The sequence below is a fragment of the Streptomyces sp. DH-12 genome, assembly GCF_002899455.1.
Lineage (GTDB): Bacteria > Actinomycetota > Actinomycetes > Streptomycetales > Streptomycetaceae > Streptomyces.
Map to the genome: position 1 here is coordinate 4737557 of NZ_PPFB01000001.1, position 19688 is coordinate 4757244.

The following is a 19688-nucleotide window of genomic DNA, read 5'->3' on the forward strand; positions in this document are numbered from 1 at the left end:
TCCGGTCACTCGCCGAGCGCGGCCTGCTCCACCAGCGGGATGATCCGCAGCGGAACGGGGTTCTCCATGACGATCGCCGTGGACGCCCGGACGATGCCATCAAAACCGACGACGCGGTCGATCACCCGCTGGAGATCGGCGTTCGAGCGGGCCACCAGCCGGCACAGCATGTCTCCCGTGCCGGTGGTGGTGTGCAGCTCCAGCACCTCGGGCACGGTCGCCAAGTGGACGCGGACATCGGCTCCTTGACCCTGTCTGATCTGCAGGGTGGCGAACGCGGTGACCGGGTAGCCGAGGGCCGCGGGATCCACCTGGGGGCCGAACCCGCGGATGACTCCGTTCGACTGAAGGCGGTCCAGGCGGGCCTGCACGGTCCCGCGCGCCACCCCCAGCCGACGGGACATCTCCAGCACCCCGATCCGCGGCTCGCGCGCCAGCAGCAGGATGATCCGCCCGTCCAGACGATCGATCGCCATCTCGCTCTCCCCAGTGGTCATCCTGTACAGAAAGTCCGCCGTCACGGGCGTCCGGCTGGGCATGTTGCCCAGTGAACGGGCGAACTATTGCGCACCTTGCAGGGCTGTTCCACCCTGCCCCTATGACGCAGACCACACACACCGCTCCCGACACCGCACGGCAGGCAGACCCCTTCCCGGTCAAGGGAATGGACGCGGTCGTCTTCGCCGTGGGCAACGCCAAGCAGGCGGCGCACTACTACTCCACCGCCTTCGGCATGCAGCTCGTCGCCTACTCCGGACCGGAGAACGGCAGCCGCGAGACCGCCTCCTACGTGCTGGAGAGCGGCTCGGCCCGCTTCGTCCTCACCTCGGTGATCAAGCGGTCCACCGAGTGGGGCGCCTTCCTCGAGGACCACGTGGCCGCACACGGCGACGGTGTGATCGACCTCGCCATCGAGGTGCCGGACGCCCGCGCCGCGTACGCCTACGCGATCGAGCACGGCGCCACCTCCGTCGCCGAGCCGTACGAGCTGAAGGACGAGCACGGCACCGTCGTGCTGGCCGCCGTCGCCACCTACGGCAAGACCCGGCACACCCTGGTCGAGCGCGGCGGCTACGACGGCCCCTACCTGCCCGGCTACGTCGCCGCCGAGCCGATCGTCGAGCCGCCGGCCAAGCGCTCCTTCCAGGCCATCGACCACTGCGTCGGCAACGTCGAGCTCGGCCGGATGAACGAGTGGGTCGAGTTCTACAACAAGGTCATGGGCTTCACGAACATGAAGGAGTTCGTGGGCGACGACATCGCGACCGAGTACAGCGCGCTGATGTCGAAGGTGGTGGCCGACGGCACGCTCAAGGTCAAGTTCCCGATCAACGAGCCCGCCATCGCCAAGAAGAAGTCCCAGATCGACGAGTACCTGGAGTTCTACGGCGGCGCCGGCGTCCAGCACATCGCGCTGAACACCAACGACATCGTGCACACGGTCCGCCAGATGCGGGCCGCCGGCGTGCAGTTCCTGGACACCCCGGACTCGTACTACGACACCCTCGGCGAGTGGGCGGGCGAGACCCGGGTGCCGGTGGAGACGCTGCGCGAGCTGAAGATCCTCGTCGACCGCGACGAGGACGGCTACCTGCTGCAGATCTTCACCAAGCCGGTCCAGGACCGCCCGACCGTCTTCTTCGAACTCATCGAGCGCCACGGCTCGATGGGCTTCGGCAAGGGCAACTTCAAGGCGCTGTTCGAGGCGATCGAGCGCGAGCAGGCCAAGCGCGGCAACTTGTAGCCGCCACGCCCTCAGGAGGAGCGCGGGCCCGCCTGGACGGACGGCTCACCCAGGCGGGCCAGCGCCTCCTTCGCGCGCGGCGCGTGCAGCGGCGAGAACCAGGGGTTGATCCGCAGCGCCTCCGTCAGATGGCGGCGCGCCGCCCCGTACCGCCCCAGGGAGCGCTCGACCGCCCCCCGGTGATAGGCGAACAGCGCGCTGCGCACCCCGCCGCCCTTCGTGCCCTCCGTCGCCCGCACCGCGAACGGCAGCGCCTCCTCGTGCTCCCCGGCCCGGTGCAGCGCCCAGCCCAGCGCGTCCGCCACCTCCGTCGACGGCTGCCGCTCCCACTCCGCCCGCAGCCGCCGCACCGCCGCCTGCGGGTCCCCGTGGTCGGCCTCGAAGCGGCCCAGCACCAGCTCCTCGTCCGCGCCGTGCGCCGCGGCCAGCCGGACCCGCTCCCGCAGCAGCGCGTACTGCGCCCCGGCGGCCGATCTCCTCCCCAGCGACTCGTACAGTTCGCCCAGTTCGAGGGCGTACTCCGGCCGCGGGTGCCCCGCCAGCGCCGTCCGGTACGCGCCCAGCGCCTCCGTGGTGCGGCCCAGCGCCGCCAGCACCCTGCCCTGCCCGGCCCGCGCCGCCCGCCGGCCGGGGTCGGTGCGCATCGCCTCCCGGAAGTGGCGCAGCGCGTCCTCCCGGTCGCCGCGCTCCCAGGCGAGCTGCCCGGCCCGCTCCAGGTAGGCGGCGCGCTCCGCCGGTTCCCCGGCGGCCGACGCGGCGTCCGCGAGCTTGGCCGCCGCGTCCTCCCGCCAGCCCCGGTCCCGGTACACGGCCGCGGCCCGCGCCATCACCGCGGGCCCCGAGCGCAGCGCCACGAGCTTCTCCAGCAGCCGGCCGGTCTCCTCGTCGTCGCCGAGCCCGGCGGACGCCTCGATCAGCGGCGGGTACGTCGTCCACCGCTCCGGCTCCAGCTTCCGCGCCGCCTCGCCCCACGCGCGGGCGCCCGGGTGGTCACGGCGGGCGTTCGACAGCACGGCCATCGCCCGCAGCGCGGGGACGTTGTCCTTGCGCACCTTCAGCGAGGCGCGCAGCGCCTGTTCGGCCCGCGGCCAGTACCGCGGGTCGGCCAGCCGCAGCCCCAGTTCCACCCGGGCCGCGCCCAGCTCGGCCCAGGCGCGCGCGTCCCGCGGGTGCGCGCGCAGATGCCGCTCGCGGTCGGCGGCCAGCGCCTTCAGGTCGGGCAGCGCGGCGGGGACGCCACTGGTCACGGCGGCCAGGGCGCGCTCCTGCGGGGTGGGCGCCGGGGGCGCCTGCGCGCCCCACGGCAGCGTCACCAGCACCCCGCCCAGCGCGGCGCCCCCGGCGGCCGAGGCGAGCAGAGCGCGGCGCGGCCGCCGCCGGCGCGCACGTGACGTGTCGTCCATGGCGCACACTGTGCGTCACCCCCCACTTACGTATGATCATCACACTCCGAGGGGGTGCGGCCGGCCTCGCGGGGTTCACACCGATGGCCCCGGGTGCGACGCTGTGATCGTGAGCCGTATCGAAGCGCGACGCGATGAAGACACGGTGGCGGCCGGACCTCTCGTCGACCGGCTGCTCGGCGGCCTGCCCGCGGAGGCCGTCCTCACCGACCCGGACGTCACGGCCTCCTACGCCCACGACATGGCGAGCTTCTGCCCGGCCGGCAGCCCCGCGGCGGTGGTGCTGCCCCGCACGGTCGAGCAGGTCCAGCACGTCATGCGCACCGCCACCGAGCTCCGGGTCCCGGTCGTGCCGCAGGGCGCCCGCACCGGCCTGTCCGGCGCCGCCAACGCCACCGACGGCTGCGTCGTGCTCTCGCTGACCAGGATGGACCGCATCCTGGAGATCGACCCGGTCGACCGGATCGCGGTCGTCGAGCCGGGCGTCGTCAACGCCACGCTCTCCCGCGCGGTCGCCGAGCACGGCCTCGCCTACCCGCCGGACCCCTCCAGCTGGGAGATGTGCACGATCGGCGGCAACATCGGCACCGCCTCGGGCGGCCTGTGCTGCGTCAAGTACGGCGTGACCGCCGAGTACGTCCTCGGCCTGGACGTCGTCCTCGCCGACGGCCGGCTGCTGACCACCGGCCGCCGTACCGTCAAGGGCGTCGCCGGCTACGACCTCACCCGGCTGTTCGTCGGCTCCGAGGGGTCTCTCGGCATCGTCGTCCGCGCGGTCCTCGCGCTGCGGCCCAAGCCGCCGGAGCAACTGGTGCTGGCCGCCGAGTTCGCCTCCGGGGCCGCCGCGAGCGACGCGGTCTGCCGCATCATGGCGGGCGGCCACGTCCCGTCCCTCCTCGAACTGATGGACCGCACCACGGTCAAGGCGGTCAACGACATGGCCCGCATGGGCCTGCCGGAGTCCACCGAGGCGCTGCTGCTCGCCGCGTTCGACACCCCCGACCCCGCCGTCGACCTCGCCGCGCTCGGCGCGCTGTGCGAGGAGGCCGGGGCCACCCAGGTCGTCCCCGCCGAGGACGCCGCCGAGTCGGAGATGCTGCTCCAGGCCCGCCGGATGTCCCTGGTCGCGCTGGAGGCGGTCAAGGGCGCCACGATGATCGACGACGTGTGCGTGCCCCGGTCCCGGCTCGGCGAGCTGATCGAGGGCGTCGAACGGATCTCCGAGAAGCACGGACTGACCATCGGCGTCGTGGCCCACGCCGGCGACGGCAACACCCACCCGACGGTCTGCTTCGACGCCTCCGACCCGGACGAGTCCCGGCGGGCCCGCGAGTCCTTCGACGAGATCATGGCGCTCGGCCTCGACCTCGGCGGCACCATCACCGGCGAGCACGGCGTCGGCGTGCTGAAGAAGGAGTGGCTGGCGCGGGAGGCCGGTCCCGTGAGCATGGAGATGCAGCGGGCCGTGAAACAGGCCTTCGATCCGCTGAACATTCTGAACCCGGGCAAGCTCTTCTGAACCAGAAGGCGCCCGAAAGGGGTGGGCTCCGGTCGGACGGCCCGTCCGGTCCCCGCCCGTCTGATAGATGTGGTGGCCCCCGACCCATCCCTCGAGCAGATACGGGACGACGGACATGAGCGCCCCAACCCCGGCACCCGGAGACGACAGGCCCCGCGAGGGGTACTACCCGGACCCCTCCATTCCCGGATACGTCCGGTACTGGAACGGCGCCTCCTGGGTGCCGGGCACCAGCCGTCCGGCGCCCGCCGACGGCGAGTCGCTCGCCCCGCCGCCCGGCGCCGCCTCGGCCCGCCCGTCCGTGGAGGAGACCGGCCCGCACTTCTTCGACGAGGACCCGGACGACGCGCCCGCCCCGGCGGACCCGTCCCCGGCGCCGTCCCCGGCCGAGGCGCAGCACGGCAGCCGGCCCGAGCCCGCCTCGGCGTGGGGCGCCGACCGCTCCCGGCAGTCCGGCTTCGGGGGCGACCGGGACCGCAAGGTCTCCTGGGGCGCCGGCGCCGACCCGCGGGTGCCGCACACCCCGGCGGCGGGACGGAGCGACTCGGCTGCCGCCTCGGACGCCCCGCGGGCGGACGGGACGTTCGTGTTCCGCAAGCCGACGGCGGCCCCCTCGCAGCAGCCGGCCCCGGCCGGGGGCGCGGCGGAGTCCCCTGACGAGGGCACGATGACCTTCCGCGCGGTCTCCCCGCGCGCCGGGGAGACGAACGCGGGCGGCGCCGGGCGGCCCGGCTTCACCGCCGGGAAGGCCGCGGCCGAGCGCGCCGCCGCGTCGGCGCCCGCGCCCGCCGCGGCGCCGTCCGGCCCGCAGCAGGCCACCGCGCCCGGCGTGCCCCCGCAGACCACCGGACCCGCGTCCGCCGCCCCGGCCGCGCCCGCCCCGGCGGCCCCGGTGTCCCCGGTGTCCCCGGCGGCCCCGGTGTTCCCGGTGTCCCCGGCGGCTTCGGCGGCCCCGGTGTCCCCGGCGCCGTTGACGTCCGGTCCCGGCGGCGGGCAGCCCTCCTGGCCGCAGCAGGTGCACCGGCTCGCGGGCGCTGCCCAGGAGCCGCCGGTCGCCCCCTGGAAGCCGCCGGCCGACGACCCGTTCCAGGCCGCCGCCCGCCGCCAGGCCGCGGCCCGCCCCGCCGCCCTCGGCCGGCGGCTGGCCGCCCGGCTGCTCGACACGGTCGTCCTCGGCGCCGTCACCGCCGCGGCCGCCGTGCCCCTCGGCGCGAAGGCCCTGGACCACATCGACGCGAAGATCGAGGCGGCCAGGCTGTCCGGGCGGACCGTCACGGTGTGGCTGATCGACGGCACCACCTCGGTCCACCTCGGCGTCGTCCTCGCCGTCCTGCTGCTCGGCGGGGTGCTCCTCGAGGTGCTGCCCACCGTCAAGTGGGGCCGTACGCTGGGCAAGCGGCTGATGGGCATCGAGGTGCGGGACATCGAGGCGCACGAGTCGCCGGAGTTCGGCGCGGCCCTGCGGCGCTGGCTGGTCTACAGCGTGCCCGGACTGCTCGTGGTCGGGGTCGTCGGCGTGCTGTGGTGCCTGTTCGACAAGCCGTGGCGCCAGTGCTGGCACGACAAGGCCGCGCACACCTTCGTCGCCGCCGCCTGACGGCACGTCGGCTCGGCGGCCGGCGTCCGGTACTCCGGACGGCGGCGCGCCGGATGCGGGGCCGCGGGGTTCGGGATCGACTCGGGGACATGACCACCGAACCGCCCCCCGGATCCGGTCAGCAGCCGCCGGACGAGGACCCGTTCAGAAAACAGCCCCCGCCGGGCTCCCCCGGTCCGGGCTCCGGCTCCCCGTACGACACCCCCGGCGGCACGCCCCCGCCCGGACAGGGCGGCGGCGGGCCGTACGGAGGCGGCGGCCCCTACGGCGGCGGGGGAGCGGGCGGGCCCTACGGCCCCGGCGGCGGGCCGTACGGCGGCGGGCCGGACGGTCCGCCGGCCGGGATGCCCCCGCTCGCCGACAGCGCCCGGCGCACGCTCGCCCGCATCATCGACATGATCCTCGTCGGCATCGTCGTCTGGCTGCTCACCTGGCCCGTCGGGGTCAGCGAGTACAACTTCGACGGCGACCGGGTCAACGTCGGCAACGGGTTCGCCCAGTCGGTCATCGCCGCGGCCCTCTACATCGCGTACGACACCTTCATGACCGTCCGCTTCGGCCGCACCCTCGGCAAGAAGTGGCTGGGCATGCGGGTGGCCGAACTCGCCGACGGCTCCAACCCCTCGGTGCAGACCGCGCTGATCCGCGCGGCCGTGCTGTGGCTGCCGTTCGCCTTCTGCTGCGCCTGTGTGTGGACCGCGATCGCGGGCGGCTGGAGCTTCTTCGACCGTCCCTACAAGCAGGGCCTGCACGACAAGGCGGCCAGGACCGTCGTGGTCACCGACCGGTGAGGCACGGCCGCCACGCGGCCGGGGATCGCCGTACGGCAGCCGGACGGGGCCGTCAGGACGCCGCCCGCTCGTGGACCGGCTCGCGGACCTGCTCACGGGACGGCGACGGCAGCGTGGCCCGTACCGGGAGCGGCGTCGCGGGCCGGGCCGGGGCGGGCCGCCGGGACCCGGGGAGCGGTACGCGTACGGCCACCACGAGTCCCAGGGCGAGCGCCACGACGGCGACCGCCGCGATGCCCGCGCCGGAGCTCGTCCCGGACAGCAGGAGCAGGGCGAGGGTCGACAGGATCACGGCGCACGAGCCGTAGACGAACTGAGCGACAGTCGGACGGGGCATGGCCATCGTGTCCTCGGAAGTCGGGGGCTGTCGGCCTGGCTTTCACCCGCTCAAGGGCGTTCCGCCAAGCGACTCTATCCGCGAGCGTGCCCGAGGGGAACGGACGGTAAGCGTGACCTGACCGACAGGGCCGGTGCACAGGGGGCGCACGGATTCATGACGCCCCACACGGGGCCGGGACGGCGCGCCCGCCGGGTTTTCGCGCGGAAGTGTCCGCAATGCGAACCGCCGCTCCGCATAACGCGTTTGACCTGTTCAAGTCAAGGTCTGTTTTTTCTGACGAACCTCTAGTCCAATGACGTCACTTGACTACACGCGTTGATCACGTGCGCGCGGGACCTTCCCGGACGGAACCTCCTTCGTCCGCGCGCACGCACGCGGGAGGGGATCTCAAGTGACCAGTAGACCCTGGACGTTCAGAGCGGCCGCGATAGGCGTGGCCCTCGCGGCGGCCACCGCCACCTGCTCTGCGTTCACCACGGCCCAGGCCGACACGGCCGACCGGGCCGGGAGCCCGAGCGCCGTGGACCGGCAGGACCCGGCGTCGCACCACCACGTCGACCACGACCTCGAGGGCCCGCTCTCCAAGACGCAGGCGGCCCAGCGGGAAGAAGCCCTGAACCAGGTGCTGTCCGGCAAGGCGTCGGTCAAGAACCGCGACGGCTCGAAGGTCGTCGGGCTGAAGAGCAAGAAGGGCGACACCAAGTACGTCGAGCTGGGCCGGGAGAAGACCGACAAGATCTTCACCATCCTGGTCGAGTTCGGCGACAAGATCGACAGCCGTTACGGCGGCACCCCCGGCCCGCTGCACAACCAGATCGCCAAGCCGGACCGCAAGGTCGACAACTCCACGGCCTGGCAGGAGGACTACGACCAGCAGCACTTCGAGGACCTGTACTTCGGGTCCGGCAAGGGCGTCGACTCGGTCAAGACCTACTTCGAGAAGCAGTCCTCGGGCCGCTACTCGGTCGAGGGCGAGGTCTCCGACTGGGTCAAGGTGCCGTACAACGAGGCCCGTTACGGCTCCAACTACTGCGGCGACAGCACCTGCTCCAGCGTCTGGAACGTGGTCAGCGACGGCCTGGACGCCTGGGTCGAGCAGCAGAGGGCGGCCGGCCGCACCGACGCCCAGATCAAGGCCCAGGTCGCCCGCTACGACGAGTGGGACCGCTACGACCACGACGGCGACGGCGACTTCAACGAGCCCGACGGCTACATCGACCACTTCCAGATCGTGCACGCCGGCGAGGACGAGTCCGCCGGCGGCGGCGCCCAGGGCGAGGACGCGATCTGGGCCCACCGCTGGTACGCCTTCGGCACCGACGCCGGCGCCACCGGCCCCGAGTTCAACAAGCTCGGCGGCGCGAAGATCGGCGACACCGGCATCTGGGTCGGCGACTACACCATCCAGCCGGAGAACGGCGGACTCGGCGTCTTCGCCCACGAGTACGGCCACGACCTCGGTCTGCCGGACCTCTACGACACCGCGGGCGGCGAGAACTCCACCGGCTTCTGGACGCTGATGTCGTCCGGCTCCTGGCTCGGCACGGGCAAGAAGGAGATCGGCGACCTGCCCGGCGACATGACCGCCTGGGACAAGCTGCAGCTGGGCTGGCTGAACTACGACACGGCCAAGGCCGGGGTCAGCTCCTGGCACAAGCTGGGCCTCGCCGAGTACAACACCAAGCACAAGCAGGCCCTGGTCGTGACGCTGCCGAAGAAGGCCGTCACCACCGAGGTCATCGAGCCGTCCGAGGGGCGGAACCAGTGGTGGAGCGGCAGCGGTGACGACCTCAGGAACACCCTGAGCCGCACGGTCGACCTGACCGGCAGGACCTCCGCCGAGCTCACCTTCGACGGCTGGTACGACATCGAGGCCAACTACGACTTCCTCTACACCGAGGTGTCGACCGACGGGGGCGCCAACTGGACCGCCGTCGACGGCACGGTGGACGGCCGGCAGATCCCGCGCGACGGCAGCGACAAGCCCGCCCTGCACGGCACGCTCGACGGCTACCAGAGGTTCGCGTACAGCCTCGACGCCTACGCCGGCCAGAAGATCGACCTGCGCTTCCGCTACCAGACCGACGGCGGCGTGGCCCAGAAGGGCTTCACGGCCGACGCGATCGCGGTGACCGCGGACGGCGAGACGGTGTTCTCCGACAACGCCGAGACCGCCGACGACGCCTGGAAGGCGACCGGCTTCTCCCGCATCGGCGCGTCCTTCACCAAGGACTACGAGCAGTACTACATCGCCGAGAACCGGCAGTACGTGTCGTACGACAGGACCCTGAAGGTCGGCCCGTACAACTTCGGCTTCACGGCCCGCCCGGACTGGGTCGAGCACTACGCGTACCAGAACGGCCTGCTGATCTGGAAGTGGGACACCTCCCAGGCGGACAACAACACCAGCCAGCACCCGGGCCAGGGGCTGATCCTCCCGGTCGACTCCCACCCGACCGCGCTGAAGTGGTCCGACGGCACGCTGATGCGCAACCGCATCCAGACCTACGACGCCACGTTCAGCACGTTCCGCACCGACGCCATCACGCTGCACAAGGCGGACGTCGCCACGTACATCCCGTCCTCGAAGGGTGTGTCGGTCTTCAACGACCGCAAGAACACCTACTGGGACCCGGCGAACCCGACCGGCAGCGTCCAGGTCACTGACACCAACACCAAGATCAAGATCACCAAGGAGGCCAGGGACGGCTCCACGATCGAGCTCGAGGTGGGCCCTGCGGGCAGGTAAATAGCGTTCTCGCAGGTCAGAGCGTGATCGGCGGTGACCCCCTGGCGGGTCGCCGCCGATCCGTGTTTAGGTGCCTCCTGTGGCTCTCTTATTGACACCTGGCGACACGGGGGTATGACCGCATGGCCGCAGGAGGTTTCTGCAAGCTGCCGAACGGCACGGTGGTGGTGGCGCTGAACCTGCCCAGTCCCGGCGCCGACGCCCCGGCCGGGGTACGGGTGCTGGTCCACGCCCAGAACCGGGCGCGCGCCCTGACCAGGCTGCGCAACCTGGGCCTGCGCGCCGTCTACCTGCGCGGGAACACCGCGCCGCCCACGCCCGACGAGATCACCGCGGTCCTGCACCATCCCGACGGCCTGATATGGCGCACGGCGCCCGCCGGGGGAGCGCTCCAGGTGGAGCTCTGGCACCCGATCCGGGCGCTGCTCGGACGTCCGGCCGCTCCCGCCTGACCCGCACCGGGGCGTCCCGGCGCGGGTCAGGCGGGCGTCACCCGCGGGCGCGGCTCACCGCACGACCGGCTTGCCGGACAGCTCCACGCCCGCCTGCCGCAGCTCCTCCAGCGCCCGCTCGGTCGTCTCCCGGGACACCCCCGCGGTGAGGTCGAGCAGCACCTGGGTGCGGAAGCCCTCCCGCACCGCGTCCAGCGCGGTGGCCCGCACGCAGTGGTCCGTGGCGATGCCCACCACGTCCACCTCGTCGACCTCCCGCTCCCGCAGCCACCGCGCGAGCGGCGTGCCGTTCTCGTCGGCGCCCTCGAAACCGCTGTAGGCGGCCGTGTACGCCCCCTTGTCGAAGACGGCGTCGACCGCACCGGAGGCGACCGCGGGCGCGAAGTTCGGGTGGAAGCCGACGCCCTCGGTGCCGGCCACGCAGTGGGCGGGCCAGGAGCGGACGAAGTCGGGACGGCCGGAGAAGTGGTCGCCGGGGTCGACGTGGTGGTCCCGGGTGGCGACCACGTGCCGATACCCGGCCGGGGCGGCCTGGCCGATCAGCTCGGTCACGGCGGCGGCCACGCCGGCGCCGCCGGTGACGGCGAGGCTGCCCCCCTCGCAGAAGTCGTTCTGCACGTCTACGACGATCAGTGCGCGGCGCATGGTCGGTGTCCTTCGGCTCTGGGACGGATGGGTCAGGGGGCCGGGCGGGTGGACCTCCGGCCCCGTGGACGGGGGTGACGCGGACGGGGGACGCGCGCCGTCGGCTTGCCTCTAGCTACCCGACGGCCCGTGCGCGTACTCCGTCGGAAGGACGGGTTCCCCGCGCGAGAGCTGCGTCGCGGACAGCGGGAGACCGGCGCGGGCGGCGGCGTGCCGGTCGCGGACCACGTCCAGCGGCTCGCGGGCGATCACCTCGCCGTCCCGGACGAGCGGCACCAGCAGCTGCCGTTCGGCCAGCTCGGGCGGGACCTCGCCGGTGCCGATCACCTCGGCCTCGGCGATCCCGTCCGCGTCCAGCCGCCGCGCGGCCCACTTGCGGCCGCCCACGGAGGCCTTGCCGCCGGTGGACTTCTTCGCCACCGGCACCAGCGGCGCCCCCGGATCGGCGGACTCGGCGCGCGCGACCAGTTTGTAGACCATGGACGCGGTCGGGTGCCCGGAGCCGGTCACGAGCTGTGTGCCCACCCCGTACGCGTCCACCGGCGCCGCGGCCAGCGAGGCGATGGCGTACTCGTCCAGGTCCGAGGTCACGACGATCTTCGTGTCGCGGGCGCCCAGCTCGTCGAGCTGCTGCCGCACCCGGTGCGCCACCAGCAGCAGGTCGCCGGAGTCGACGCGCACCGCGCCCAGTCCGGGCCCGGCGACCTCGACGGCCGCGCGGACCGCCTCGGTCACGTCGTAGGTGTCCACCAGCAGCGTGGTGCCCGCGCCGAGGGAGTCCACCTGGGCGCGGAAGGCGTCCCGCTCGCTGTCGTGCAGCAGGGTGAAGGCGTGGGCGGAGGTGCCGACGGTGGGGATGTTGTAGCGGAACCCGGCCGCCAGGTCGGAGGTGGAGGAGAAGCCGCCGATGTAGGCGGCGCGGGAGGCGGCGACGGCGGCCAGCTCGTGGGTGCGGCGGGCGCCCATCTCGATCAGCGGCCGGTCGCCTGCGGCGGACGACATCCGGGAGGCCGCGGCGGCGATGGCCGAGTCGTGGTTGAGGATCGACAGGATCACCGTCTCCAGCAGCACGCACTCGGCGAAGCTGCCCTCCACCCGCATGACGGGCGAGCCGGGGAAGTAGACCTCGCCCTCGGGGTAGCCCCAGATGTCGCCGGAGAAGCGGTAGCCGGCCAGCCAGTCCAGGGTCTCCTCGTCGACGACGGCCTTCTCGCGCAGGAAGCGCAGCACGCCCTCGTCGAAGCGGAAGTTCTCCACCGCGTCGAGGACCCGTCCGGTGCCCGCCACGACGCCGTAGCGGCGGCCGTTCGGCAGGCGCCGGGTGAAGACCTCGAACACGCTGCGCCGCCCGGCCGTGCCGGCCTTCAGCGCCGCTTGCAGCATCGTCAGTTCGTACTGGTCGGTGAAGAGCGCCGTGGACGGAACATTCACCGGCAACCCAAGGTCCGCTGTGTCCATGGCGAGGATGGTACCCCCATTTCGTCACTCTGACGATTTAAGTTCTCCGGGTCGGCTCCCGGCCGCCTCCACGGCGCTTCCCGGGCGGCCCGCGGACCACCCCGGGCGGCTCTTCAGCGGGCCGGTTTGTGCGACCACCCCCCACCGGTGGCAGCATGGGCAGTGTGACGTCACCCGCACCCCTGGAGATCGAACGCACCGAGTCGGCGGAGGAGGTCTTCGCCGTACCCGAGCCCGACGTCCCGTGGGTCACGATCGTCCACAACGACCCGGTCAACCTCATGAGCTACGTGACGTACGTCTTCCAGACGTACTTCGGCTACTCCAAGGACAAGGCCACCAAGCTCATGCTCGACGTCCACCACAAGGGCCGGGCCGTCGTCTCCAGCGGCACCCGCGAGGAGATGGAGCGCGACGTCCAGGCCATGCACGGCTACGGCCTGTGGGCCACCCTCCAGCACGACCGGAAGTGAAGCCGGACATGACCGCACCGGACGTGGCCCGACCCCGCCCGCAGGACCGGAAGCAGCGAATCGCCCCCATGCCAGGACACTTCGAACCGCTCCCCGGCGGCGGCGCGGCCGTCGCCCTCGACGACGTCGAGATCTCCATCATCCGCTCGCTGGCCGTGCAGCTCATGGAGATCATCGGCCCCGGACCGGCCGAGGAGCCCGGCGGCGACCCGCTCGCGGAGCTCTTCGCCGAGGGCCCCAGCGAGCCGCCCTCCGACCCGGTGCTGCGCCGCCTCTTCCCGGACGCCTACGTCGACCCCGAGGGCGCCCCGCGGGCGGCGGAGGCCGAGAAGCAGCGGGCGTACTCCGCCGAGTTCCGCCGTTACACGGAGAACGACCTGCGGGCCGGCAAGCGGGACAACGCGCTGGCGGTCATCCGCTCCCTGGACGGACTCAGGTCGGCCGGCGGGGGCGGCGGGGTGCTCGAGCTGTCGCCGGAGGAGTCCCGGCGGTGGCTCGGCGCGCTGAACGACCTGCGCCTGGCGATCGGGGCCCGGCTGGAGATCACCGACGAGGACGACGGCGATCTGCTGTTCCGCCTCCCGGACGAGGACCCGCGCAAGCCGATGGTGATGGCGTACCTCTGGCTGGGCGGTCTCCAGGAGACGCTCGTCTCGACACTCATGCCCTGAAGGTGTCCTGAACCGTCCGGAAAATGCCGTGATGTGTTCGCTCAGATGAACCTCAAGTCCGAATAACGATCGTGTCACTACCCCTGCGGATTCGCGCCGCAGGGGCGTTTTTTTGTGACCTGGGTCACTTGTGGGCCGGTAGGAGCATGGTAAGAATCGGCAACCCGCTTGCGCCGCCGACGCGGTGGTGAGCTCGGAAGCCGGTCCCAGCCGGTGTGTACGCCTGCCCGACACGGACGCGCCCCCGCCCAGGGGCCCTCCGCCTACCGCCGTCCGCCGGACCGGACGTGGGCCACCCCCGAGCCGCCCGCGCTCCGCACACGCCAGAACGTCCCCGCGTCACCGAGGAAGTTCGATGTCACTCGACTCCATCACCACGACCATTGACGACGCCGTCAGCGATTTCTTCGACCCTGTCGCGACCACGGTCGGCGACATCGTCTTCTACACCGTTCCCGTCGCCGGGACCGACCTCCCCCTGATCGTCGCCTGGCTGGTGATCGCCGGCCTGGTCTTCACCGTCTGGTTCGGGCTCGTCCAGGCCCGCAAGCTCAAACTCGCCTTCGACGTCGTGCGCGGCCGCTACGACGAGAAGGGCTCACCCGGCGAGGTGAACCACTTCCAGGCGCTGACCGCCGCCGTCTCCGGCACCGTCGGCCTCGGCAACATCGCCGGTGTGGCCGTCGCCGTCTCCATCGGCGGACCCGGCGCCACCTTCTGGATGATCCTCTGCGGCCTGCTCGGCATGGCCACCAAGTTCGTCGAGGTCACCCTCGGTGTGAAGTACCGCGAGGAGCACCCCGACGGCACCGTCTCCGGCGGTCCGATGCACTACCTGCCCAAGGGCCTCGCCGACCGCTTCGGCCGCGGCGGCGCCAAGCTCGGCAAGGTGCTCGCGGTCCTCGCCTCCGTGATGATCCTGTTCTTCGGTCTGTTCGGCGGCAACCTCTTCCAGACCAACCAGAGCTACGCGCAGATCTCCTCCACCTTCGGGGGCGAGGACGGCTTCCTGGCCTCCTCCGCGGGCGCCGTGCTGTTCGGTCTCGTGGTCGCCGCCCTCGTGGGCCTGGTGCTGCTCGGCGGCATCCGCTCCATCGCCTCGGTGACCAGCCGCCTGGTCCCGGCCATGGCGATCATGTACGTGGTGGCGTGTCTGATCGTCATCCTCACCAACGTCACCGCCGTGCCCGGCGCGATCGGCGAGGTCTTCCAGGGCGCCTTCGAGGCCGAGGGCGTCGCGGGCGGTGTCATCGGCGCCCTGATCGTCGGTTTCCAGCGCGCCGCCTTCTCCAACGAGGCCGGTCTGGGCTCCGCGCCGATCGCCCACTCCGCGGTGAAGACCAGGCACCCCGCGAGCGAGGGCCTGGTCGCCCTGCTGGAGCCGTTCATCGACACGGTCGTCATCTGCACCATGACCGCGCTGACCATCGTGATCGCCGCGCCCGCCAGCTGGGACGCGGCCCGCGAGGGCGAGAGCATCGGCGGTGTCACCATCACCTCCGACGCCTTCGAGACCGTGCTGCCCTGGTTCCCGAACCTGCTCACCGTCGCGGTGCTGCTGTTCGCCTTCTCCACGATCCTCACCTGGGGCTACTACGGCCTGAAGGCGTGGGCGTACCTCTTCGGCCGCAGCAAGACCAGCGAGACCGTCTTCAAGGCGGTGTGGAGCGTCTTCGTGGTCGCGGGCTCGCTGCTCTCCCTCGACTCGCTGATCAGCCTGGCCGACTCGGCGCTGTTCCTGCTGTCGGTGTTCAACATCATCGGTCTCTACCTGCTGGCCCCCGTGGTCAAGCGCGAACTGGACTCCTTCCTCGCCTACGTCCGCGACCGCCGCTCGGGGGCGTCGGAGCCGGGCGCCGGTCCCTCGGAGCCGGAGCCGGCCCAGGCGCCCTGAGCGCCCTCTCCCGGCCCAGGGGCCCGTCCACACCGGTCGCCGGTGCGGACGGGCCCCTCCCGTTTCCCGTCCCACCTGCGACGCGTGTAAAGGTGTTCGCTCAACGGTGTCCCAAATCCGCATAACGAAATCGTCAAACGTGACACCGTCTTTCCGTTGCCAGGTCGCATTTGTCCCCCTTTACTCGTGCGCTGCGTCACATCGAGCCCGAGAAGCCGCGCCGCCCTCCGTGATAAACCTTCACGACCGCCCGGCGAACGCCACCCGAACGTTCGGCCGGGTGCGCCACCGAGCCGGTCACCGCCGGCCAGGCACGAGCGGGCCCGCGCGCCCGCACGGCTCCAGCAGTCCGGGGGGATCGGAACCCGATCCGCGGCCGGTGAACGGCCCGGGTCGGCATGGAGAAAGGCGCACGACACATGACCTCTGCGAAGGTCACCGAAGCCCCTGAAGAGGGCTACGAGCGCGGACTCGGAAGCCGCCAGGTCCAGATGATCGCGATCGGCGGCGCCATCGGCGTCGGCCTGTTCATGGGCGCCGGGGCGAACATCGCCAAGGCCGGCCCCAGCATCGTCCTCATGTACGCCCTCGCCGGCGTGGTCATCTTCTTCATCATGCGGGCCCTGGGCGAACTGCTCCTCTACCGGCCCGTCTCCGGCTCCTTCGCCGAGTACGCCCGGGAGTTCCTCGGCCCGTTCTTCGGGTTCGTCACCGGCTGGACGTACTGGCTCATGTGGGTGGTCACCGGCATGGCCGAACTGACGGCCGCCGCCATCTACATCCACTTCTGGTTCCCCGAGATCCCGCAGTGGGTCAGCGCCCTGGTCTTCCTCGTCGTGCTGTTCGGCGTGAACCTGATCTCCGTGAAGATCTTCGGCGAGGTCGAGTTCTGGTTCTCGATGATCAAGGTCACCGCCATCATCGGCATGATCGTCATCGGCCTCGGCGTGCTCACCCTCGGCTTCTCCGACGCCGGCGACACCGCCGCCGTCTCCAACCTCTGGTCGCACGACGGCTTCTTCCCCAACGGCATCGGCTCCAGCCTGATGACCCTCCAGGGCGTCATGTTCGCCTACCTCGCCGTCGAGCTGGTCGGCGTCACCGCGGGCGAGTCCGAGAACCCGGAGAAGACCCTGCCCAAGGCCATCAACACCCTGCCCTGGCGCATCATCGTCTTCTACGTCGGCGCCCTGCTGGTGATCCTCTCCGTCGTCAAGTGGACCGAGTTCTCCGCCGGCGAGAGCCCGTTCGTGCACGCCTTCGGCAGGATCGGCATCCCGCTCGCCGCGGGCATCGTCAACTTCGTCGTGCTCACCGCGGCCCTGTCGTCCTGCAACTCCGGCATGTACTCCACCGGCCGGATGCTGCGCGGACTCGCCGCCAACAAGGAGGCCCCGCAGGCCTTCGCCCGGCTCAACGCCCGCAAGACGCCCGCCGTCGGCATCGGCGTCTCCGTGGCCCTCATGGGCATCGGCGTGATCCTCAACTACGTCGTCCCCGAGAAGGCGTTCGCCTACGTCACCTCCGTCGCCACCGCGGCCGGCATCTGGACCTGGATGATGATCCTCGTCAGCCACATCCGCTACCGCCGCGCCGTCGACGCCGGCCGGCTGCGCGCCTCCTCCTTCCCCGCCCCCGGCGGCGCCCTGTTCAGCTGGGTCGCCCTGGTCTTCCTGATCGGCGTCACCGGCATGATCGCGGCGGACGCGGACGCCCGCGTCTGTCTGTACGTCGCGGCCGGCTGGGCCGTCGCCCTGGCGATCGGCTGGGCCGTGCTGAAGAAGGGCAACCCGGCGATCGCGGACCGCGACGGGAGCCGGTTCGAGAAGGTCGGCTGACCACCCCGCGGGACGCCGGCGCACGGGGAGCACTCGTGGACTCCCCGCCGCCACCGCTCAAGGCGTCCGGCATCCGGGCCGTTCCGTACCACCCCTCGGTACGGAACGGCCCGTCTGCTTATCCTGAGCCCCATGCTGACCATCACCCAGGCCCTGTACGACCGGATCGTCGCCCACGCCCGTGAGGACCACCCCGACGAGGCGTGCGGCGTGGTGGCGGGGCCGGTGGGCTCCGGCCGCCCCGAGCGCTTCATCCCCATGCTGAACGCGGCCCGCTCGCCCACGTTCTACGAGTTCGACTCCCAGGACCTGCTGAAGCTGTACCGGGAGATGGACGACCGCGACGAGGAGCCGGTGGTCATCTACCACTCGCACACCGCGACCGAGGCCTACCCCTCCCGCACCGACATCACCTACGCCAACGAGCCCGGCGCCCACTACGTGCTGGTCTCCACCGCCGACACCGACGGCGCGGGCGAGTTCCAGTTCCGCTCCTTCCGCATCCTGGAGGGCGAGGTCACCGAGGAGGAGGTGCGCGTCGTCGACGCGTACTGATCTCGCCTGGCGGACAGTTCGGGTCCGGGATCTGGGATCACACTCGGGATCCCGGACCGGGAATCGATACGATGAGCCCATGGTTCTCCTCGACGTGGACGACAAGGCGCCGGGCACCCTGCTCGTGGCGCGGCTCCACGTCGACCTGTGCAGGCTGAACAGCGCCATCTGTTGACGTTCCGCCGCCGCCGTACGGCCCCGAGCCGCGGCGCCGCCGTGCGCCGTCGAAGAACCCACGACACCTTCCGACAGGAGCCCTCAGCCATGGCCATCGAGGTCCGCATCCCCACCATCCTCCGCCAGTACACCGACGGTCAGAAGGCGGTGGAGGGCAGCGGGGACACCCTCGCCGAGCTCTTCGCCGACCTCGAGACCCGGCACGCGGGCATCCAGGACCGCATCGTGGACGACGGGCAGCTGCGCCGCTTCGTCAACGTCTACCTCAACGACGAGGACGTCCGCTTCCTCGACGGCATCAGCACCAAGCTGAGCGACGGCGACAACGTGACGATCCTGCCGGCCGTCGCCGGCGGGGCGGCCTGATCCGCATGCGGTACGACTCCCCGCTGGCCGCGGTGGGCAACACCCCCCTGGTGCGCCTGCCGCGGCTGTCGCCGTCCGCCGACGTGCGGATCTGGGCCAAGCTGGAGGACCGCAACCCGACGGGCTCCGTCAAGGACCGTCCCGCCCTGTTCATGATCGAGCAGGCGGAGAAGGACGGCCGTCTCACCCCGGGCTGCACCATCCTGGAGCCCACCTCCGGCAACACCGGCATCTCCCTTGCCATGGCCGCCAGGCTCAAGGGCTACCGCATGGTCTGCGTGATGCCCGAGAACACCTCGCAGGAGCGGCGCGACCTGCTCGGCATGTGGGGCGCGGAGATCATCTCCTCCCCGGCCGCGGGCGGCTCCAACACCGCCGTGCGCGTCGCCAAGGAGCTGTCCGCCGAGCACCCCGACTGGGTGATGCTCTACCAGTACGGCAACCCGGACAACGCGGGCGCCCACTACGCGACCACCGGCCCGGAGATCCTCGCCGACCTCCCCTCGGTCACCCACTTCGTCGCCGGCCTCGGCACCACGGGCACCCTCATGGGCGTCGGCCGCTACCTGCGCGAGCACAAGCCCGACGTGAAGATCGTCGCCGCCGAGCCGCGCTACGACGACCTGGTCTACGGCCTGCGCAACCTCGACGAGGGCTTCGTGCCCGAGCTGTACGACGCCTCCGTCCTGACCACCCGCTTCTCCGTCGGCTCCGCCGACGCGGTCACCCGCACCCGCGAACTGCTCCAGCAGGAGGGCATCTTCGCCGGCGTCTCCACCGGCGCCGCCCTGCACGCGGCGATCGGCGTCGCGAAGAAGGCCCGGAAGGCGGGGGAGTCCGCCGACGTGGTCTTCGTCGTCGCCGACGGCGGCTGGAAGTACCTGTCGACGGGCGTCTACACGGCCGCGACGACGGAAGAGGCCATCGAAACCCTCCAGGGACAGCTCTGGGCGTAGCCCGGCACGCGCGACGTGAGGGGCCGGGGACTCCCCGGCCCCTCACGCGTGTCCGGGCGC

Annotated in this window: 19 protein-coding genes; 14 read left to right on the forward strand and 5 right to left on the reverse strand. The window is 71.9% G+C overall.

Going from position 1 to position 19688, the window contains the following annotated elements; all coding sequences use genetic code 11:
• Nucleotides 1-5: 5 nt before the first annotated feature.
• Nucleotides 6-476 carry an Lrp/AsnC family transcriptional regulator gene (locus C1708_RS20215; RefSeq protein WP_106416392.1) on the reverse strand — a complete coding sequence of 157 codons (471 nt, stop codon included), beginning with the start codon at nt 474-476 and terminating at the stop codon, nt 6-8.
• A 122-nt stretch (nt 477-598) separates the two neighbouring features.
• Between C1708_RS20215 and hppD the strand changes: the two genes are divergently transcribed.
• Nucleotides 599-1744 (forward strand): 4-hydroxyphenylpyruvate dioxygenase, encoded by a 1146-nt coding sequence (gene hppD, locus C1708_RS20220; protein ID WP_106414002.1) that lies wholly within the window; start codon nt 599-601, stop codon nt 1742-1744.
• Nucleotides 1745-1755: 11 nt separating this feature from the next.
• Here the strand turns inward: hppD and C1708_RS20225 are convergent, their stop codons facing one another.
• A complete protein-coding gene (locus C1708_RS20225; RefSeq protein WP_106414003.1) occupies nt 1756-3147 on the reverse strand; it encodes a tetratricopeptide repeat protein in 1392 nt (463 codons plus the stop codon).
• A gap of 103 nt (nt 3148-3250) precedes the next feature.
• On the opposite strand from C1708_RS20225, the gene C1708_RS20230 reads away from it, so the two are divergent.
• The 3 genes from C1708_RS20230 to C1708_RS20240 all read left to right on the forward strand — a co-directional run bounded on the left by C1708_RS20230 (nt 3251) and on the right by C1708_RS20240 (nt 7054).
• The gene (locus C1708_RS20230; RefSeq protein WP_106414004.1) at nt 3251-4666 is read left to right on the forward strand and encodes an FAD-binding oxidoreductase; all 1416 of its coding nucleotides are present in this window, start codon (nt 3251-3253) and stop codon (nt 4664-4666) included.
• Nucleotides 4667-4781: 115 nt separating this feature from the next.
• A complete protein-coding gene (locus C1708_RS20235) occupies nt 4782-6263 on the forward strand; it encodes an RDD family protein (protein ID WP_106414005.1) in 1482 nt (493 codons plus the stop codon).
• Nucleotides 6264-6352: 89 nt separating this feature from the next.
• Nucleotides 6353-7054 (forward strand): RDD family protein, encoded by a 702-nt coding sequence (locus C1708_RS20240; RefSeq protein WP_106414006.1) that lies wholly within the window; start codon nt 6353-6355, stop codon nt 7052-7054.
• 52 nt (nt 7055-7106) lie between these two features.
• On the opposite strand, the gene C1708_RS20245 is transcribed toward C1708_RS20240, so the two are convergent.
• Nucleotides 7107-7391: a hypothetical protein gene (locus C1708_RS20245; protein WP_106416393.1), complete on the reverse strand. Its 285-nt coding sequence runs from the start codon at nt 7389-7391 to the stop codon at nt 7107-7109.
• Between the two features lie 394 nt (nt 7392-7785).
• Between C1708_RS20245 and C1708_RS20250 the strand changes: the two genes are divergently transcribed.
• Together C1708_RS20250 and C1708_RS20255 are read left to right on the forward strand one after the other, a co-directional pair.
• Nucleotides 7786-10143, forward strand: coding sequence for an immune inhibitor A domain-containing protein (locus C1708_RS20250; RefSeq protein WP_106414007.1), 2358 nt, complete (start codon nt 7786-7788; stop codon nt 10141-10143).
• A gap of 122 nt (nt 10144-10265) precedes the next feature.
• Entirely contained in the window at nt 10266-10595 is a 330-nt protein-coding gene (locus C1708_RS20255) for a hypothetical protein (RefSeq protein ID WP_106414008.1), read from the forward strand.
• A gap of 54 nt (nt 10596-10649) precedes the next feature.
• On the opposite strand, the gene C1708_RS20260 is transcribed toward C1708_RS20255, so the two are convergent.
• Both C1708_RS20260 and C1708_RS20265 read right to left on the reverse strand, forming a co-directional pair.
• Entirely contained in the window at nt 10650-11240 is a 591-nt protein-coding gene (locus C1708_RS20260; RefSeq protein WP_106414009.1) for a nicotinamidase, read from the reverse strand.
• 111 nt (nt 11241-11351) lie between these two features.
• Nucleotides 11352-12698: a nicotinate phosphoribosyltransferase gene (locus C1708_RS20265; protein ID WP_106414010.1), complete on the reverse strand. Its 1347-nt coding sequence runs from the start codon at nt 12696-12698 to the stop codon at nt 11352-11354.
• A gap of 155 nt (nt 12699-12853) precedes the next feature.
• On the opposite strand from C1708_RS20265, the gene clpS reads away from it, so the two are divergent.
• The 8 genes from clpS (at nt 12854) to C1708_RS20305 (ending at nt 19628) form a co-directional block, all read left to right on the forward strand.
• Nucleotides 12854-13171, forward strand: a complete 318-nt coding sequence (gene clpS, locus C1708_RS20270) for an ATP-dependent Clp protease adapter ClpS (protein WP_006131673.1) — start codon at nt 12854-12856, stop codon at nt 13169-13171.
• A 68-nt stretch (nt 13172-13239) separates the two neighbouring features.
• The gene (locus C1708_RS20275; protein WP_106416394.1) at nt 13240-13842 is read left to right on the forward strand and encodes a DUF2017 domain-containing protein; all 603 of its coding nucleotides are present in this window, start codon (nt 13240-13242) and stop codon (nt 13840-13842) included.
• Nucleotides 13843-14197: 355 nt separating this feature from the next.
• Nucleotides 14198-15736 carry an alanine/glycine:cation symporter family protein gene (locus tag C1708_RS20280; RefSeq protein ID WP_106414011.1) on the forward strand — a complete coding sequence of 513 codons (1539 nt, stop codon included), beginning with the start codon at nt 14198-14200 and terminating at the stop codon, nt 15734-15736.
• Between the two features lie 419 nt (nt 15737-16155).
• Complete coding sequence (locus tag C1708_RS20285; protein WP_106414012.1) at nt 16156-17574, forward strand: amino acid permease; 1419 nt, start codon at nt 16156-16158, stop codon at nt 17572-17574.
• A 132-nt stretch (nt 17575-17706) separates the two neighbouring features.
• Nucleotides 17707-18129, forward strand: a complete 423-nt coding sequence (locus tag C1708_RS20290) for a M67 family metallopeptidase (protein WP_106414013.1) — start codon at nt 17707-17709, stop codon at nt 18127-18129.
• 79 nt (nt 18130-18208) lie between these two features.
• Nucleotides 18209-18304, forward strand: a complete 96-nt coding sequence (locus C1708_RS35845) for a putative leader peptide (protein WP_342210902.1) — start codon at nt 18209-18211, stop codon at nt 18302-18304.
• Between the two features lie 89 nt (nt 18305-18393).
• Entirely contained in the window at nt 18394-18672 is a 279-nt protein-coding gene (locus C1708_RS20300; RefSeq protein ID WP_106414015.1) for a MoaD/ThiS family protein, read from the forward strand.
• 5 nt (nt 18673-18677) lie between these two features.
• The gene (locus C1708_RS20305; RefSeq protein WP_106414016.1) at nt 18678-19628 is read left to right on the forward strand and encodes a PLP-dependent cysteine synthase family protein; all 951 of its coding nucleotides are present in this window, start codon (nt 18678-18680) and stop codon (nt 19626-19628) included.
• The last annotated feature ends 60 nt before the right edge of the window (nt 19629-19688 follow it).

What these genes read in the sequence shown, in the direction of transcription:
- C1708_RS20215 (WP_106416392.1), bottom strand. Translation starts at nt 476, where the DNA reads ATGGCGATCGATCGTCTGGACGGGCGGATCATCCTGCTGCTGGCGCGC.
- hppD (WP_106414002.1), top strand. Translation starts at nt 599, where the DNA reads ATGACGCAGACCACACACACCGCTCCCGACACCGCACGGCAGGCAGAC.
- C1708_RS20225 (WP_106414003.1), bottom strand. Translation starts at nt 3,147, where the DNA reads ATGGACGACACGTCACGTGCGCGCCGGCGGCGGCCGCGCCGCGCTCTG.
- C1708_RS20235 (WP_106414005.1), top strand. Translation starts at nt 4,782, where the DNA reads ATGAGCGCCCCAACCCCGGCACCCGGAGACGACAGGCCCCGCGAGGGG.
- C1708_RS20240 (WP_106414006.1), top strand. Translation starts at nt 6,353, where the DNA reads ATGACCACCGAACCGCCCCCCGGATCCGGTCAGCAGCCGCCGGACGAG.
- C1708_RS20245 (WP_106416393.1), bottom strand. Translation starts at nt 7,391, where the DNA reads ATGCCCCGTCCGACTGTCGCTCAGTTCGTCTACGGCTCGTGCGCCGTG.
- C1708_RS20255 (WP_106414008.1), top strand. Translation starts at nt 10,266, where the DNA reads ATGGCCGCAGGAGGTTTCTGCAAGCTGCCGAACGGCACGGTGGTGGTG.
- C1708_RS20260 (WP_106414009.1), bottom strand. Translation starts at nt 11,240, where the DNA reads ATGCGCCGCGCACTGATCGTCGTAGACGTGCAGAACGACTTCTGCGAG.
- C1708_RS20265 (WP_106414010.1), bottom strand. Translation starts at nt 12,698, where the DNA reads ATGGACACAGCGGACCTTGGGTTGCCGGTGAATGTTCCGTCCACGGCG.
- clpS (WP_006131673.1), top strand. Translation starts at nt 12,854, where the DNA reads ATGGGCAGTGTGACGTCACCCGCACCCCTGGAGATCGAACGCACCGAG.
- C1708_RS20275 (WP_106416394.1), top strand. Translation starts at nt 13,240, where the DNA reads ATGCCAGGACACTTCGAACCGCTCCCCGGCGGCGGCGCGGCCGTCGCC.
- C1708_RS20280 (WP_106414011.1), top strand. Translation starts at nt 14,198, where the DNA reads ATGTCACTCGACTCCATCACCACGACCATTGACGACGCCGTCAGCGAT.
- C1708_RS20285 (WP_106414012.1), top strand. Translation starts at nt 16,156, where the DNA reads ATGACCTCTGCGAAGGTCACCGAAGCCCCTGAAGAGGGCTACGAGCGC.
- C1708_RS20290 (WP_106414013.1), top strand. Translation starts at nt 17,707, where the DNA reads ATGCTGACCATCACCCAGGCCCTGTACGACCGGATCGTCGCCCACGCC.
- C1708_RS35845 (WP_342210902.1), top strand. Translation starts at nt 18,209, where the DNA reads ATGGTTCTCCTCGACGTGGACGACAAGGCGCCGGGCACCCTGCTCGTG.
- C1708_RS20300 (WP_106414015.1), top strand. Translation starts at nt 18,394, where the DNA reads ATGGCCATCGAGGTCCGCATCCCCACCATCCTCCGCCAGTACACCGAC.
- C1708_RS20305 (WP_106414016.1), top strand. Translation starts at nt 18,678, where the DNA reads ATGCGGTACGACTCCCCGCTGGCCGCGGTGGGCAACACCCCCCTGGTG.